The sequence below is a fragment of the Dietzia sp. NPDC055877 genome, assembly GCF_053615975.1.
This window is the reverse complement of record NZ_JBSHCV010000026.1, coordinates 1-14,017: the sequence shown is the minus strand read 5'-3', so window position 1 is coordinate 14,017 and position 14,017 is coordinate 1. Positions and strand designations below refer to the sequence as shown.

General features: G+C 70.7%; 15 protein-coding genes. 10 read left to right on the top strand and 5 right to left on the bottom strand.

Translation table 11 applies throughout. From position 1 onward, the window contains the following. Positions 1-48 precede the first annotated feature (48 nt). Positions 49-825, top strand: a complete 777-nt coding sequence (locus ACWGLC_RS16925; RefSeq protein ID WP_452100954.1) for an acetoacetate decarboxylase family protein — start codon at positions 49-51, stop codon at positions 823-825. On the opposite strand, the gene ACWGLC_RS16920 is transcribed toward ACWGLC_RS16925, so the two are convergent. After that, the gene (locus ACWGLC_RS16920; RefSeq protein ID WP_452100953.1) at positions 818-2,431 is read right to left on the bottom strand and encodes a glycerol-3-phosphate dehydrogenase/oxidase; all 1,614 of its coding nucleotides are present in this window, start codon (positions 2,429-2,431) and stop codon (positions 818-820) included. The genes ACWGLC_RS16925 and ACWGLC_RS16920 overlap by 8 nt on opposite strands. Next, positions 2,428-3,009 carry a TetR/AcrR family transcriptional regulator gene (locus ACWGLC_RS16915; protein ID WP_452100952.1) on the bottom strand — a complete coding sequence of 194 codons (582 nt, stop codon included), beginning with the start codon at positions 3,007-3,009 and terminating at the stop codon, positions 2,428-2,430. The genes ACWGLC_RS16920 and ACWGLC_RS16915 overlap by 4 nt, the downstream gene beginning before the upstream one ends. A gap of 118 nt (positions 3,010-3,127) precedes the next feature. Here ACWGLC_RS16915 and ACWGLC_RS16910 point away from each other — a divergent pair, with 118 nt between their 5' ends. From ACWGLC_RS16910 to ACWGLC_RS16895, 4 genes are all read left to right on the top strand, one after another. After that, positions 3,128-4,723 (top strand): FAD-binding oxidoreductase, encoded by a 1,596-nt coding sequence (locus ACWGLC_RS16910; protein ID WP_452100971.1) that lies wholly within the window; start codon positions 3,128-3,130, stop codon positions 4,721-4,723. After that, entirely contained in the window at positions 4,720-5,679 is a 960-nt protein-coding gene (locus ACWGLC_RS16905) for a diacylglycerol kinase (RefSeq protein WP_452100951.1), read from the top strand. Before ACWGLC_RS16910 ends, ACWGLC_RS16905 begins: the two co-directional genes overlap by 4 nt. Positions 5,680-5,752: 73 nt before the next feature. Then, on the top strand, positions 5,753-6,334 hold the full coding sequence (locus ACWGLC_RS16900) for a CAP domain-containing protein (protein WP_452100950.1): 582 nt from the start codon (positions 5,753-5,755) through the stop codon (positions 6,332-6,334). A 33-nt stretch (positions 6,335-6,367) separates the two neighbouring features. Further along, complete coding sequence (locus ACWGLC_RS16895; RefSeq protein WP_452100949.1) at positions 6,368-8,068, top strand: BCCT family transporter; 1,701 nt, start codon at positions 6,368-6,370, stop codon at positions 8,066-8,068. A gap of 14 nt (positions 8,069-8,082) precedes the next feature. Here ACWGLC_RS16895 and ACWGLC_RS16890 read toward each other — a convergent pair whose 3' ends face one another. Continuing rightward, positions 8,083-8,829 (bottom strand): pirin family protein, encoded by a 747-nt coding sequence (locus tag ACWGLC_RS16890; protein ID WP_452100948.1) that lies wholly within the window; start codon positions 8,827-8,829, stop codon positions 8,083-8,085. 123 nt (positions 8,830-8,952) lie between these two features. Between ACWGLC_RS16890 and ACWGLC_RS16885 the strand changes: the two genes are divergently transcribed. Further along, positions 8,953-9,078 carry a hypothetical protein gene (locus ACWGLC_RS16885; RefSeq protein WP_269074846.1) on the top strand — a complete coding sequence of 42 codons (126 nt, stop codon included), beginning with the start codon at positions 8,953-8,955 and terminating at the stop codon, positions 9,076-9,078. Between the two features lie 85 nt (positions 9,079-9,163). Then, a complete protein-coding gene (gene dapA, locus ACWGLC_RS16880) occupies positions 9,164-10,054 on the top strand; it encodes a 4-hydroxy-tetrahydrodipicolinate synthase (protein ID WP_452100947.1) in 891 nt (296 codons plus the stop codon). Here the strand turns inward: dapA and ACWGLC_RS16875 are convergent. Continuing rightward, positions 10,051-10,968 carry an oxidoreductase gene (locus ACWGLC_RS16875; protein ID WP_452100946.1) on the bottom strand — a complete coding sequence of 306 codons (918 nt, stop codon included), beginning with the start codon at positions 10,966-10,968 and terminating at the stop codon, positions 10,051-10,053. The genes dapA and ACWGLC_RS16875 overlap by 4 nt on opposite strands. A 158-nt stretch (positions 10,969-11,126) precedes the next feature. On the opposite strand from ACWGLC_RS16875, the gene ACWGLC_RS16870 reads away from it, so the two are divergent. Beyond that, positions 11,127-11,942: a DUF1906 domain-containing protein gene (locus ACWGLC_RS16870; RefSeq protein ID WP_452100945.1), complete on the top strand. Its 816-nt coding sequence runs from the start codon at positions 11,127-11,129 to the stop codon at positions 11,940-11,942. A 102-nt stretch (positions 11,943-12,044) separates the two neighbouring features. Here the strand turns inward: ACWGLC_RS16870 and ACWGLC_RS16865 are convergent, their stop codons facing one another. Next, positions 12,045-12,368 carry a putative quinol monooxygenase gene (locus ACWGLC_RS16865; RefSeq protein ID WP_452100944.1) on the bottom strand — a complete coding sequence of 108 codons (324 nt, stop codon included), beginning with the start codon at positions 12,366-12,368 and terminating at the stop codon, positions 12,045-12,047. Positions 12,369-12,440: 72 nt separating this feature from the next. On the opposite strand from ACWGLC_RS16865, the gene ACWGLC_RS16860 reads away from it, so the two are divergent. After that, positions 12,441-13,280 (top strand): serine O-acetyltransferase, encoded by an 840-nt coding sequence (locus ACWGLC_RS16860; RefSeq protein ID WP_452100943.1) that lies wholly within the window; start codon positions 12,441-12,443, stop codon positions 13,278-13,280. Positions 13,281-13,286: 6 nt separating this feature from the next. Next, positions 13,287-13,967, top strand: a complete 681-nt coding sequence (locus ACWGLC_RS16855) for a response regulator transcription factor (RefSeq protein ID WP_344994547.1) — start codon at positions 13,287-13,289, stop codon at positions 13,965-13,967. Positions 13,968-14,017: the final 50 nt, after the last annotated feature.

The window sequence follows — 14,017 nt, the reverse complement described above, 5'->3', positions numbered from 1 at the left end:
GCTTCGCAACATAGTGATACTGGTCACCTGACCAGCTACCGTCTCGGTATGAGCTCTTCCACTTCACAGGTCGTCGCGGGCCGTGAGATCACGTTTCCCGTTCCCGTCGTGTCCGCCTCGATCTCCGGCGCGGCCTTCCTCGGTAAGGCCGCGGTCGCCCGCAGACTGATCGCCGGCGGCGCCCAGTCGGCGGTGCTCGACGCGGCCGGCGCCGAGCCCGTCGTCCTGCCCGGCGGTTGCACGCCGGTCGTCGTCATCCACGTCCGCTACCACGACGTCCCGGGCAACGTGCTGGGCGCGTACCACGAGGTCGGGCTGGCGTTCCAGGTCAAGGTCCCGGGCGTCGGGACGCGGGTGCACATCCACGAGCTGCCGGTCGACCAGGACTTCACGCTGGCCGCCGGCAACGAGCTGTGGGGCTTTCCCAAGTGGAAGGGCGACATGGTCGGCACGGCCGGCGGCGCGCTCGATGACGCCCGCCTCGGCGCGGTCGGCTCGGGCGGCGCCTCGGGCATCGACATCAGGCTCGACACCCGCCGCGGGATCCCGCTGCCGGGAAAACAGTCGATCGGTATGAACTGCATCCAGGTCCTGGGCGGCGAGCCCGTCCTGGTGGGAGCACAGGCCGCGGTCTCCGGCGGCCGGATCCGACCGGCAGGTGGCGCGACGATCTCGGTCGCCGCGGGTGCCGGGGACGGCGACACCCACGTCGCCCGGTTCGCCGAGGCCGTCCGCGCGCTGGGACTGACCCGCGCGCGGGCCCTGGCCACGTTCTCTTTCGATAACTTCACGGCCGAGTTCCCCGCCCCGGCGCCCGTCAGCTGATCAGCCCCACCGCCTCTTGCGCGGCGGCCTCGGCGGCCGCGCGGTCGGCCGGCGCGAGCCCCACACGGCTGCGTCGGTCGAGGATGTCGTCCACGGTCAGCGCCCCCTCGTGGGTGACGGCGTAGGAGAACTCGGCGCGCGTCACGTCGAGGCACTCCGCGACCGGGTCGAGTGGCCGGTCCAGCAGGCTCGCCGCCACCACGGCGGCGGCCTCCTGCCCGTAGCGTTCCACCAGCGACGCGGGCAGTCGGCCGTGGGAAGTGGGCCCGCCGGCCCCGCCAACCCCATCCGCAACGGGATGCCCGGGCGCCCCGACGAGCGGCAGGTCGGCGGTGCGGCACGGCGAGGCGGGCAGTCCGGTCCGGTCGACGACGAGGTCGACCGTCTGCTCGGCCATGAGCCGGTACTCGGTGAGCTTCCCGCCGGTGATCGTGATGAGCCCGTTCTCGGACTCCAGCACGGCGTGCTCGCGGGACAGGTCGGCGGTCTCGCCGGAGCCGGACCCCGAATCGACCAGCGGTCGCAGCCCGGCGAAAGTACCCAGGACGTCGTCGCGGGTCAGGGCGGTGGCGAGCGCGCGGTTGACGACGTCGAGGAGGAAGTCGATCTCGTCGTCGGAGGACTCGGGGACGTCGGGGATCGGGCCGGGTGCGTCGACGTCGGTCAGGCCCACGTGCAGGCGCCCGAACCCGGCGGGCAGGGCGAAGCAGAACCGGTTGGTCTCGCCCGGGACGGGCACGGTCAGCGCTCCGGTCGGGTGGCCGAGGGCGGCCGCGTCGATCACCAGGTGCGTGCCCCGCGACGGGCGCACCCTCACCTCCGGAGCGGTCTCACCGGCCCACACGCCGGTCGCCGAGACGACGGCCCGGGCGGAGAGGGTGAACTCGCGGGCGGCGGCGTGGGCGTCGTCGGCGGTGTCGCGGATCGGGGCCTCGTCCCGCACGGTGACCCGGGTCCCCGACGCCTCGACCACCCGCGCCCGCGTGAGGATCCGGGCCCCGTGCCCGGCGGCGGTGCGCGCGACGGCGGTGACGAGGCGGGCGTCGTCGACGAGCTGGCAGTCCCAGTTCACGTGGCCGAACCGCAGCCCCTCGCGGCGGACGCCCGGTACGTAGGAGGCCACGCGCCGCGGGCCCACGATCCGCGCGCCCGGGAGGCGGTCGGCGCCGGTCCCCGCCAGGCGCGAGAGCAGCGTGCCCGCCACGAACCCCAGTCCCGGCAGCACCGCGCCGAGCGGCGACGTGTCGCTGAACACCGGCACCACCTGGGCGAGCGGTCTCACCAGGTGGGGAGCGGTGCGGTCGAGGAGGATGCCGCGCTCGACGGCCGAGCGGCGCGCGATCCCGACATTGCCGGTGGCCAGATAGCGCAGCCCACCGTGGGCGAGCTTGGACGACCAGCGGCTCGTCCCGAACGCCAGGTCGTGCGCCTCGAGCAACACCACCTCGAGCCCGCGCGAGGCGGCGTCCAGGGCGATGCCGGTGCCGGTGATGCCGCCGCCGATCACGACGAGGTCGACGGGGGTCGTTCGTTCGCGCAGGTCGGCGAGCTCGCGGGCGCGGCGGGCGGCGGACAGGGCGGTGTCGGGCGTGGTGGGCGCGGTCATGGGATCAGGTACCCCCGGATGAGTCGGTGGAGCTCGGTCCGCCAGGTGACGGGGTCGAGCGGTGGGTCGGCGAGTGGTGCGGACAGGACGGCGCCCTGGACGGCCAGGTAGAGCATGGTCGCGACGGTCTCGGGGTCGCGGCCGGCCAGGCGCGGGTCGGGGGAGTGGGCGAGGACGCCGGTCAGCATCGCGATGAGGGCGTGCTGGGAGGCGCCGAGGCGGCGCAGGAGGTACTCGGCGAGGAGGCCGGCCTCGTGGCGGCGCATCGCGTCGAGCAGCGCGTCGGTGCGGATCTGGTCGGCGATGCCGCACAGCTGGTCGGCGATCTCGTCGGCGTCGCGCGGGAGGGTCGGGTCGGCCAGGCCCGGTCCGACGCGCGTGACGGCCGCGGTGAGCTCGCGGGTGAGCAGGTCGGCGAACAGTGCGGTGATGTCGGGCCAGTGCCGGTAGAGGGTGGTGCGGCCGACGCCGGAGCGGCGGGCGACCTCGACCATCGTGGTGCGCTCGGTGCCGAGCTCGAGGATCGCGGCGTGGGCGGCGTCGAGCGCGCGGTCGCGGGTCGGGGTCGGGGCGGCCACCGGTCCTCCTGATAGACGGGCGAAAACGGAACAGATTGTGCTTTACTGTTCCAGTATGAGCGACTTCTCCTCGGTGGACAATCCCGACGATGCCGGCGGCGGGCTCCCGCTGCCGCCCATGGCCCTGTCCCGTTGGGGCACCGAGGCCGAGGCCAAGGACCTGAACGAGGGGATCCGGGGCCTGTTGCGCGACGTGCTGGGCGTGACCGCCGAGACCGCCGTGACGTTCGACCGCGCCGCGGTGACGGCCTCGCCGTCCAGGCTTGACGACGACGACATCGCCGCGCTGGCCGGGCTCGTAGGTGCCGGCAACGTGTCCGTCGACGACGCCCAGCGCCTGCCCCGCGCCCGGGGCAAGTCGACCCCCGACCTCCTCGCGTGGCGCCTGCGCCCCGAGGTGGACTGCCCTGACGCGGTGGTGGCCCCGGGGAGCGACGACGACGTGGTGGCCCTGCTGGAGTGGTGCGGGCGCGAGTCGGTGGCGGTGGTCCCGTTCGGTGGCGGCACCTCGGTGGTCGGTGGCCTCACCCCGGACGCCGACGCCCACCGGGCCGTCGTGAGCGTCGACCTGATCCGGTTCAACGAGCTCGAGTCGATCGACACCGAGTCCGGCGAGGCCGTATTCGGCGCCGGCGTCACCGGCCCCCGCGCCGAGGAACTGCTGGCCGAGCACGGGTTCTCGCTCGGGCACTTCCCGCAATCCTTCCCGTACGCCTCGTTGGGCGGGTACGCCATGACCCGCTCGTCGGGGCAGAGTTCGGCCGGCTACGGGCGGTTCGACGAGATGGTCCGCGGCCTGACCGTGGTCACCCCGGTCGGCGTGATCGAGGCCGGTCGCGCGCCCGCGTCGGCGGCCGGCCCGGACCTGCGGCAGTGGCTGATGGGTTCCGAGGGCGCGTTCGGCGTGTGCACCCGCGTGCGCGTGCGCATCCACCCCGTGCCGGAGGTCGTGCGCCACGAGGCGTTCCGATTCCCGGATTTCGCCACCGGCGCCGCCGCGCTGCGCGCCGTCGAGCAGCAGGGTGCCGGCCCCACCGTCATCCGCCTGTCCGACGAGACGGAGACGATGGTCAACCTGGCCACAGCCACCGAGGCGATCGGTCAGCAGTCCGAGAGCGGGGACCAGGGCGGCTGCCTGTGCCTGTGCCTGTTCGAGGGCACGCCCGAGCACGCCGAGTCGCGACAGGCCGAGACGCGCGCGGTGCTCCTGGCCCACGGCGGGACGTCCCTCGGCGCCGGCCCGGCCGAGTCGTGGGAGCACGGCCGCTTCGGCGCCCCCGTGCTGCGCGACTCACTGCTGGACAACGGCGCATTGGTGGAGACGCTGGAGACGGCCACCGATTGGTCGGGGATCCCGGCGCTGCGCGACGCCGTCGTCGTCGCCCTCACCACCTCCCTCGAGGCGAGCGGCACTCCCGCGCTGGTCATGTGCCACATCAGCCACGTCTATCCCACGGGTGCGTCGCTGTACTTCACCGTCGTGGCCGGGCAGCGCGGCGAGGACCCGATCGCGCAGTGGATGGACGCCAAGCGCGCCGCGTCCGAGGCGATCGGCGCCCACGGCGGCACCATCACCCACCACCACGCGGTCGGCGTGGACCACCGCCCGTACCTCGCGGCGGAGATCGGCGAGGTCGGGGTGCAGATGCTGCGCGCGGTCAAGGCCGCCGTCGACCCGCACGGCGTGTGCAACCCGGGGACACTCATCCCATGAGCGCGAAGCTGATAGACCGCGAGATCCGCACCGTCGCCCTGCTGGTCAACCCGGCCGCGGGCGGGGGCAGGGTCGGGGCGGTCGCGGACAGAGCCGAGGCGCGGCTGCGTGGCCACGGGATCACGGTGACCCGGCTGATCGGCACGAGCGCGCAGGAATCGCTCGAGTTGGCGCGCGCCGCGGTGGCCGACGGCGTCGACGCGCTGGCGGTGTGCGGCGGAGACGGAATGGTTTCGCTCGCGGTCAAGGCGCAGGCCCACTCCGAGGTCCCGGTGGGCATCATCCCCGCCGGCACCGGAAACGACCTGGCCCGTGACTACGGCATCCCGCTCGGCGATCCCGAGGCAGCCGCGGACGTGGTGGCCGGCGGGCGCGTCGAGTGCGTGGACCTGGGGCAGGCGACGCCCGACGGCGACGAGCCACAGGTGTTCGGGTCGATCCTGTGCGCCGGGCTCGACTCCAAGGTCAACCGGCGCGTCAACGAGATGCGGGTGCTCGGCGGGCCGCTGCGGTACGTCCTGGCGTCGGTGATCGAGTTCCCGCTGTACCGACCGCGTCGCTTCCGGATGACCTTCGACGCCGGGCTGTCGACCGAGGAGATCGTCGAGACCGAGGTGCTGCTCAGTGCCTTCGCGATCACGCGCAGCTACGGCGGCGACATGAGGATCGCGCCGGACGCGGACCGCTCGGACGGGCTGCTCGACGTGGTGTACGTGGGCAGGATCCCCAAGCTCCGGTTCGCGTGGCACTTCCCCAAGATCTACTCGGGGCGGCACGTGGACCTGGACCGGGTCGTGACGCGGCGCTGCCGAACGGTCCGGCTCGAGGCCCCGGACGTCGAGGCGTTCGCCGACGGCGATCCGGTGGCGCCGCTTCCGGTCACGGTCGAGGTGCTGCCGGGCGCGGGTCGGTTCCTCGTGCCGCGGTCACTCCAGTCACACAAGTCCCACCAATAACTGCAGGTCACAGGCGTTTCCGAATCGGCTACCTCATCTGTCAAACGGTTCGCTTCAGGCTCGCCGAGGCGGCATGATCACCACCATGCGCTCCAGGCTCATCACGTCACTCGCGACCGTTGCCGTCACCTCCGCCGCTCTGATCGGGGGTGGCGGTGCGGCGACGGCGTCCGCTCAGGCGGTGCCGTCGTTCGTCCCGCCGCACCTGGTCCCCCAGGCCGAGCAGGTGCTCTCCCAGGTGCGCGCGGCGCTGCCTCCCGAGGTGTGGGCGGCGGCCGGATCGACGGGCATGACCTACCAGGACGTCTCCGGCGGGCTGCGCGAGGGCATCATCGCGGAGATCAACGGTTACCGCGTGGCCCACGGCCTCGGCACGCTGGCGCCGAACCCCGGACTCGACCACGAGGCCCAGGCGTGGGCGGAGTGGCTCGCCGCGCGCGACGTGGTGGTTCACAACGATGCGCTGATCAACCGCGGACACGGCGAGAACATCGTCTCCGCCGGGACCTTCTGCGGCGCGACCTGTCTCGTGGACCTGTGGAAGCGCTCGCCCGGGCACAACGTGAACCTGCTCGATCCCGATTACCGTTCGGCGGGCATGGGCATTGCCTACGGGGCCGGCAAAGTTTTCGTGGTACACAACTTCGCGTACTGAAGTTGAACTGAGACGCACGCGACGAGGGAGACCATGTCCGAACGGATCACACGAGCACTGAGGCTCAAGACGGACCCGGGGATCTTCCTCGTCACGGTCGGGACCATCGTGGCGTTCGTCGTCATCACGATCCTGTTCGGCGATTGGGTAGGAGAGGTCTTCGGCGTCGCCTCGAGCTGGATCATGACGAACCTGGGTTGGTTCTACATCTTCGGCGTCACGGCGTTCCTGTTCTTCCTCATCTGGGTGGCCATGAGTCGATTCGGGCACGTCCGCCTGGGTGCGGACGGAGAGGAACCAGAGCATTCGACCCTGGCCTGGTTCGGCATGCTGTTCGCCGCCGGCATCGGCACGATCCTCATGTTCTGGGGGGTGGCCGAGCCGATTTCCCACTTCGCCAACCCGCCCCGAGGGGGGATGGAGGCCGGCAGTACCGAGGCCGCCACCGAGGCCATGGCGTTCACTCTTTACCATTTCGGTCTACATACGTGGACGATCTTCGCGCTGCCCTCATTGGCTTTCGCGTACTTCATCTATAAGCGCAAGATGCCGCCGCGCGTGAGTTCGATCTTCTCGCCGCTGCTCGGCGACAAGGTGTTCGGACCGCTCGGCAAGACCATCGACGTGGTGGCCGTCATCGGCACCGTGTTCGGCGTCGCCACCTCGGTCGGCCTGGGAACTCTCCAGATCAACGCCGGGCTCAACGAGCTGTTCGGCATCGCGGTGTCGCCGTACGTGCAGATTCTCATCATCGCGATCGTCACCACGATCGCCTGCATCTCGGTCGCGTTGGGTCTGGAAAAGGGCATCAAGCGGCTGTCCAACCTCAACATCGCGATGGCCGTCGCCCTGCTGATCTTCATCCTCGTCACGGGCCCCACGCTGTTCCTGCTCAAGGGTACGGTCGAGTCGCTCGGTGTGTATATCGCCACGCTGCCCGAGCTGGCACTGTGGAACAACGTCTTTCCGGCCAGCGACGATCTGGCGGGCTGGCAGAACACGTGGACCGTCTTCTACTGGGCGTGGACCATCACCTGGTCGCCGTTCGTCGGCATCTTCATCGCACGGATCTCCAGGGGCCGCACGATCCGCGAGTTCGTCTTCGGCGTCCTGGGTCTGCCCGTCGCGTTCTCCATCCTCTGGTTCGGGATCTTCGGAATGGCCTCGTTTGACATCGAGCTCAACGGCGACGGCGGGCTGGCAGAGCGGGTGGCCGTCGAGGGGGACATCCCCGGCGCCCTGTTCGAATTCCTGTCGAACTACCCGCTGGCGACTCTCATCTCCGGCATCGCCGTGTTGCTGGTCGTGATCTTCTTCACCACATCGGTCGACTCGGCGGCGATGGTCGTCGACATGATGGCGTCGGGCACGGACGACGACGTCCAGGTCTCGCCCACCCACCAGCGCATCATCTGGGGCGTGCTGATGGGTGCGGTCGCCGCCACGATCCTCGTCAGTACCGGCGAGGGCGGGCTCACTGCCCTGCAGCAGGTCATCACGGTGATCGGATTGCCCTTCTTCGTGATGGGTTTCGTCATGATGTACAGCCTCGTGAAGGGGCTCAGCGGCGACACGGGCGACCGCCTGCCCACGGTCACCCGTCAGTGGGATCGTGCCTACTCGGCCGATGAGCTGGAGAAGAACGAGGAGGCGCCCTCGCCCGAGCCGGTTCACCCGCTGCATGCCATCCCCGACGAGGATGGTGCCGGCGTCGAGGAGGACGACGGGGCCTAGTTGCTCCTGGACACCTAGTGTCCGCGCACGTCGAGCATGGTCATTCCGGCGTGCATCTCCCACACGAGGATCTCGGCGCCGGAGTCCCCGGCGGTGACGCGCCGCCCGCCTGAGGCGGTCATGCGGGCGGCGTCGCCGGTGGCGAGCACGCCCTCGCCCTCGAGCGCCACGGAGCCCACCGGCACGTAGAGGTGAAGGTAGGGGGCGTCGGGGAGCTGGACGGATCGGCCCGGCGCCAGGCGGGAGGCGAGCAGGGCCGACGTGCGGTTGCGGATCCGGATGGCCGCCCGGTCGGCGTAGGCGGGGAGCCCTCCGGCGACGACGACGAGCGTGTTCTCCAGCTCCCCGGGGTCGATTTCGAGCTGTTCGTATCCGGGGTCCCCGCCGGTCTCGTCCGGCACGACCCACATCTGCACTAGATGGACCGGATCGGTCGGGGTGTCGTTGCGTTCGGAGTGCAGGATGCCGCTCCCGGCGCTCATGCGTTGGGCCAGGCCGGGGTAGATGATGCCGCTGTGGCCCTCGGAGTCCTGGTGGACGAGCGAGCCGGACAGGACCCAGGTGACGATCTCCATGTCGCGGTGACCGTGGGTGTCGAACCCCGAGCCGGCGGCGATGCGGTCGTCGTTGTTCACCAGCAGCCGCCCGAAGTGGGTGTTCATCGGGTCCTGGTGGCGGGCGAACGAGAACGAGTGGCGCGAGTCCAGCGAGCCGCCACCGTCGTGGGAGCGCGAGAACGAGCGTCGAATCTTCACTGACACGGGGACCTCCTCGTCTAGTACGTTCGTCCAATACGTCCGTCCAGAAAGTTTGCCGAATATTTGATGCCGTGTCACCGGGCGGCGTACGGTGATGAGCGTCACAGCATGTAGGAGGTATATCCGATGCTGCAGAACGCGTTGATCACCACCCTTCGCGTGGGTGTAGCCACCACCAACGAGGTGGCCCATATCGTCGTGGACAACACTCTCGGCCGATTCCTCAACACCGACCCCGACAAGGTCCGCTAGGACGGCGGCCCTGCGGAGGTGATGTACGCCGCACCCGCGCCCGCCCGGGCGCGCATCACCACTGATGTGGCCTAGTCTGGTGCGCATGTCCGACAACCCCTTCGGTCGGGTCATCACCGCGATGGTGACCCCCATGCATGACGACGGCTCGATCGATTTCGACGGTCTGCAGCGGCTCGCGGTCCACCTGGTCGACAACGGTCACGACGGCCTGCTGGTCAACGGCACGACCGGCGAGTCCGCGACGACCACCGACGACGAGGATTATGACTCCGTCGCGGCCGTCGTCGAGGCGGTCGGGGACCGGGTCAAGGTGATGGCCGGCTGCGGCACCAACGACACCGAGCACTCGATGCGCGCTGCCCGCGAGATGGTCGCCCGTGGCGCCGACTCGCTGCTCGTGGTGACCCCGTACTACAACAAGCCCACCCAGCACGGGATCGTCGAGCACTTCCGGATGATCGCCGAGGCCGCCGACCGGCCCGTCATGGCGTACGACATCCCCGGCCGTACCGGCACCGCCCTGACCACGGACACCATCCGTCAGCTCGCGACGATCCCTCAGGTGCGCGCGGTCAAGGACGCCAAGTGCGACCTGTTCGAGGCCAGCCGCCTCATGGCCGAGACCGACCTGCTGTGGTTCTCCGGTGACGACGTGCTCAACCTCGCGTTCCTGGCGCTGGGTGCGACCGGCGTCGTCTCGGTTGTCGGCCACGTGGCCGGCAACGACTACCGTGCGATGGTCGGCGCGGTCGACGCCGGCGATCTCGGCCGTGCCCGGGAGATCCACGCCCGCCTCATCCCGGCCGTGGACGCGATCATGCACACCTCGCAGGGCGCGATCCAGGTCAAGGCGGCCCTGAAGATGCAGGGCATCATCGACTCTGACCGGCTGCGCATGCCGCTGCTCCAGGGGCCGGCCGAGCACCAGGAGAAGCTCCGGACCGGGCTCGCCGCCGCCGGCCTGCTCGGCTAGCGGAACGCCGCCATGTCGGTGCAGCGCTGCCACAGATCCGCGGAGACGGCGGCGTCGTGTGAGCGGCGCGTCGACCAGGTGATCCGCGGGTAGCCGCGCAGACCCCCGGCCCGGTCGGGCCCGACGAACGCGCCGCCGGCGATGTCCGGGACCGTGGCCGCGTACAGGACCGGCAGTGCACCCTGCTCCGGGCTGAGCCCGGCGCCCGGGATCGAGTTGCCGAGCTCGAAGAACCGGTCGGCGAGGGGGCGGCCGCTCTGCCGGATGAGCTCGGTGGCCGTGTACCCGGGGTGCGCGGCGACCGAGCGCAGGCCCCTGCCCTCACGGTCGAAGCGGCGCTGCCACTCGTAGGCGAGCATGATGCAGCCCAGCTTGGAATTCCCGTATGCGCCCAGCGGGCGGTAGCCGCGGCGCTCCGAGTCCAGGTCGTCGGTGTCGATGCGGCCCCACAGGTGGGCCAGCGAGCCGAGCCAGACGACGCGGTCGGTCAGCAGCGGCGCCAGCCCCATCGTGAGCGCATGGTGGGCCAGCGTGTTGACGCCGAACTGCATCTCGTGGCCCTGGGCGGTGAGGCCGTGGGGGATGTTCATCAGGCCCGCGTTGTTGATGAGCACGTCGATCCGCTCGAGCGCGCCCTCGCCGGTGGTGGCGTCGGCGACGAACGCGGCCACCGAGTCCAGGTCCGCCAGGTCGAGCCGGCGGACCTCGGTGAGTGCCCGCGAGACGGCCGGCAGGGTGGCACGCGCGGCCTCGGCCTTCTCGATGTTCCGGCAGGCCATGATCACGCGCGCGCCCCGCTCGGCGAGGGCCCTGGTGGTGGCGAAGCCAATCCCCGTGTTGGCGCCGGTGACGACGAAGGTGCGGCCGGTCTGATCAGTGATGTCGGCGGTGTTCCATCTGCGCGAGCGGGTCATGAACATCAGTCAACCAGCCGCGCCTGGCCGATGGCGCTCCACCCGTGTGGTAACGCCGGGGGGAGACGCCGCGACGTTCTTGTGTCACACTCGTCGGGGGCGCGAGCCCCATCCGCCACACGCGCCACCGTCACTGACCGAGAACCCGGAGTACCTCCATGACGTTCGACCGCCGAACCTTCCTCCGTCGCGCCGGTATCGGCGTGGCCGGGGCCGGCGCCCTCGCGGCGGGCATCACGCCCGCCGTCGGCGCCCAGTCCTCCATCCCCGCCGGGCTCGGAGGCCTTCCCGGCGCCGGTGCGGGGATCCCGATCGGCACGATCCTCGACTACGCGTCGGGGCCGCCGTCCGGTGCCGCTGTTCGTGCGGCCGGCCACATGGGCGCGGTCCGCTACTGCTCCAACCGTCGTCCCGGCGCCGAGTGGATGAGCGGGAAGCCGCTGCTGCGCCGCGAGGTGGACGACTTCCGCGCCCACGGCCTCAGCATGGTCTCCTGCTACCAGTACGGCAAGGATGACTCCGCCGACTGGAAGGGCGGGGCCGGCGGCGCGGACACCCACGCGCCCGTCGGTATCCGGATCCACCGTGAGGCCGGCGGCCCGGGCGGAGTTCCGATGTACGTCGCGATCGACGACAACCCCAGCCGCGCGCAGTTCGACAACCTGATCGCGCCCTACCTCGAGCGGTGGCGCCACCATCTCAACGGTGCCGGCATGAAGCTCGGCGTGTACGCCAACGCCCCCACCATCGACTGGTGCCGTGGCCGCAACCTCGGCGAGTACTTCTGGCAGCACGACTGGGGCTCGAACGGGCGCCTCAACCCGCACGCCACCATCCACCAGAAGGCCGGCAAGCAGTGGGCCGTCGGGGGCGTCCAGAGCGACATCAACGATGTCTACGCCCTCGACTACGGCCAGTGGTGGCCGATCGATCTCGCCGCTCTCGCGCAGTCCGCGCTCGGCAGCCAGAGCTGACCCGGCACCACCGACACTGACCCACGAACACCTCTGACCTGGGGTGCCCTGCACGCTGTGTGCAGGGCACCCCAGGTCAGCGCCTATTTGCGGCCCGGGAGCTCACTCGACGGTGATCTCGCCCATCGTCCCCCACGCATCGCCCTCGAGCGTGGTGTTGATGATCCGCGGAGTGCGCTGCAGGTATTGCGCGGCGGAGCCGGTGAACGCCTGGAAGTGGGCGGACCCCACGTGCTCGGCGGGGGCGTCGCCGTCGCGGAACGCCTCGCACAGCAGGAACTCGGTGGGCGTCTCGGTGGAGCGGTACCAGTCGAACCACAGGTTGCCCGGCTCGGCGCGGGTGGCCTCGGTGAACTCGCGGGTGATCTCGAGCCAGGAATCGGCGTGTTCGGGCTTGACGTCGAAACGGACGTTGATGAGCATCATGCCCCCATGATGCCGCGTTCTCCGACCGGTGCGACTCGACCCCCGCGACGACGCGGGCCTACCCTGGGTGGGGTGACCATCGAGCTGAGCATCGAGAACCCGTGCGTGCCGCAGGCGGAGGCCGACTCCTCCGTGCGTGCGGTCTGGAACCAGTTGTCGCTCGACGCGGCCTCCAGCAGGACCGAGCCGCTGATCGCCGGCCTCGTCCTTGACCTCATCGACGGGTGCGATGACCTGGGTGAATCCCTGTCCCGGCTGGCGGCCTCCCGCATCGCGACGCCGGAGATCGGCCGCCACGTGCTGGAGAAGGAGATCCGCGCCGTCCTGGCGGAGAACCCGCACGTCCTGGAGGCGGTCGCGGCGGACCTCGTGGTGAGCTACGAGCGCAACCCGGCCTACCCCAACTACCTGGTGCCGTACCTGTTCGCCAAGGGGTTCCTCGGCCTGCAGGTGCACCGGGTCGCCCACGAGATGTGGCACTCCGGACGCGTCATGGCGGCCTCGTTCCTGCAGAGCCGCATCTCCGAGGTGTTCGCGATGGACATCCACCCCGCCGCGCGCGTGGGGTCGGGCATTCTCGTCGACCACGCCACCGGCATCGTCGTGGGCGAGACCTGCGTGATCGGCGACGGCGTATCCATCCTGCAGGGCGTCACCCTCGGCGGCACCGGCAACGAGGACGGCGACCGCCATCCCAAGATCGGCTCCGGCGTGCTGCTGTCCGCCGGCTCGATCGTGCTGGGCAACGTCCGTGTGGGCGACTGCGCGCGGGTGGCCGGCGGCTCGGTGGTCCTGCACGAGGTGCCGCCGCACACCACGGTCGCCGGGGTGCCGGCCAAGGTGGTGCGCCGCCACGCCGATTCGGTGGTCCCGGCCGAGCAGATGGACCACAAGATCGACTCCGAGGCCTGAGCGCCGATGCGAGTCCTGGTCGTCGACGACGAGCCTGCGCTGCGGGAGAGCCTGCGCCGCGGACTGGTCGCCGGCGGCTGGGCCGTCGACACCGCCGGTGACGGCGAGGCCGGTCTCGCGATGGCCGCCGACGAGGAGTACGACGTCGTGGTGCTCGACATCATGATGCCGCGCCGCAACGGCTACGAGGTGGTGCGCGAGATGCGCCGCCGCGAGATCTGGACGCCCGTGCTCGTGCTCACCGCCAAGGACGGCGAGTACGACGAGGCCGACGCGTTCGACCTCGGAGCGGACGACTACCTGGTCAAGCCGTTCTCGTTCGTGGTGCTCGAGGCGCGCCTGCGCGCGCTGGTCCGCCGGGGCGCCCCCGAGCGCCCCGCGGTGTTCGAGGCCGGCGACCTCGTGGTGGACCCGGCCGCGCGGGAGGTCCGCCGCGGCGACACCCGGATCACCGTGACCTCGCGGGAGTACGCGGTCCTGGAGTACCTGATCCGGAACCGCAACCAGGTGGTGTCCAAGACCCAGATCATGCGGTCCGTGTGGGACTCGGCCTACGACGGCGACGACAACATCGTCGAGGTGTACGTCGGCTATCTGCGCCGCAAGATCGACACGCCGTTCAAGGCGCGCTCGATCGAGACGGTCCGCGGTCAGGGCTACCGACTCGTGGACAGCACGGCCGGCTAGTTGTACTGACCACTGTGGTTGTGTACGCGGTCTGCGGGTGAGGCGCCTCG

Coding starts and splice junctions, on each gene's coding strand:
- ACWGLC_RS16925 (WP_452100954.1), top strand. CDS start 49: ATGAGCTCTTCCACTTCACAGGTCGTCGCGGGCCGTGAGATCACGTTT.
- ACWGLC_RS16920 (WP_452100953.1), bottom strand. CDS start 2,431: ATGACCGCGCCCACCACGCCCGACACCGCCCTGTCCGCCGCCCGCCGC.
- ACWGLC_RS16910 (WP_452100971.1), top strand. CDS start 3,128: ATGGCCCTGTCCCGTTGGGGCACCGAGGCCGAGGCCAAGGACCTGAAC.
- ACWGLC_RS16905 (WP_452100951.1), top strand. CDS start 4,720: ATGAGCGCGAAGCTGATAGACCGCGAGATCCGCACCGTCGCCCTGCTG.
- ACWGLC_RS16900 (WP_452100950.1), top strand. CDS start 5,753: ATGATCACCACCATGCGCTCCAGGCTCATCACGTCACTCGCGACCGTT.
- ACWGLC_RS16895 (WP_452100949.1), top strand. CDS start 6,368: ATGTCCGAACGGATCACACGAGCACTGAGGCTCAAGACGGACCCGGGG.
- ACWGLC_RS16885 (WP_269074846.1), top strand. CDS start 8,953: ATGCTGCAGAACGCGTTGATCACCACCCTTCGCGTGGGTGTAGCCACC.
- dapA (WP_452100947.1), top strand. CDS start 9,164: ATGTCCGACAACCCCTTCGGTCGGGTCATCACCGCGATGGTGACCCCC.
- ACWGLC_RS16875 (WP_452100946.1), bottom strand. CDS start 10,968: ATGACCCGCTCGCGCAGATGGAACACCGCCGACATCACTGATCAGACC.
- ACWGLC_RS16870 (WP_452100945.1), top strand. CDS start 11,127: ATGACGTTCGACCGCCGAACCTTCCTCCGTCGCGCCGGTATCGGCGTG.
- ACWGLC_RS16865 (WP_452100944.1), bottom strand. CDS start 12,368: ATGATGCTCATCAACGTCCGTTTCGACGTCAAGCCCGAACACGCCGAT.
- ACWGLC_RS16855 (WP_344994547.1), top strand. CDS start 13,287: ATGCGAGTCCTGGTCGTCGACGACGAGCCTGCGCTGCGGGAGAGCCTG.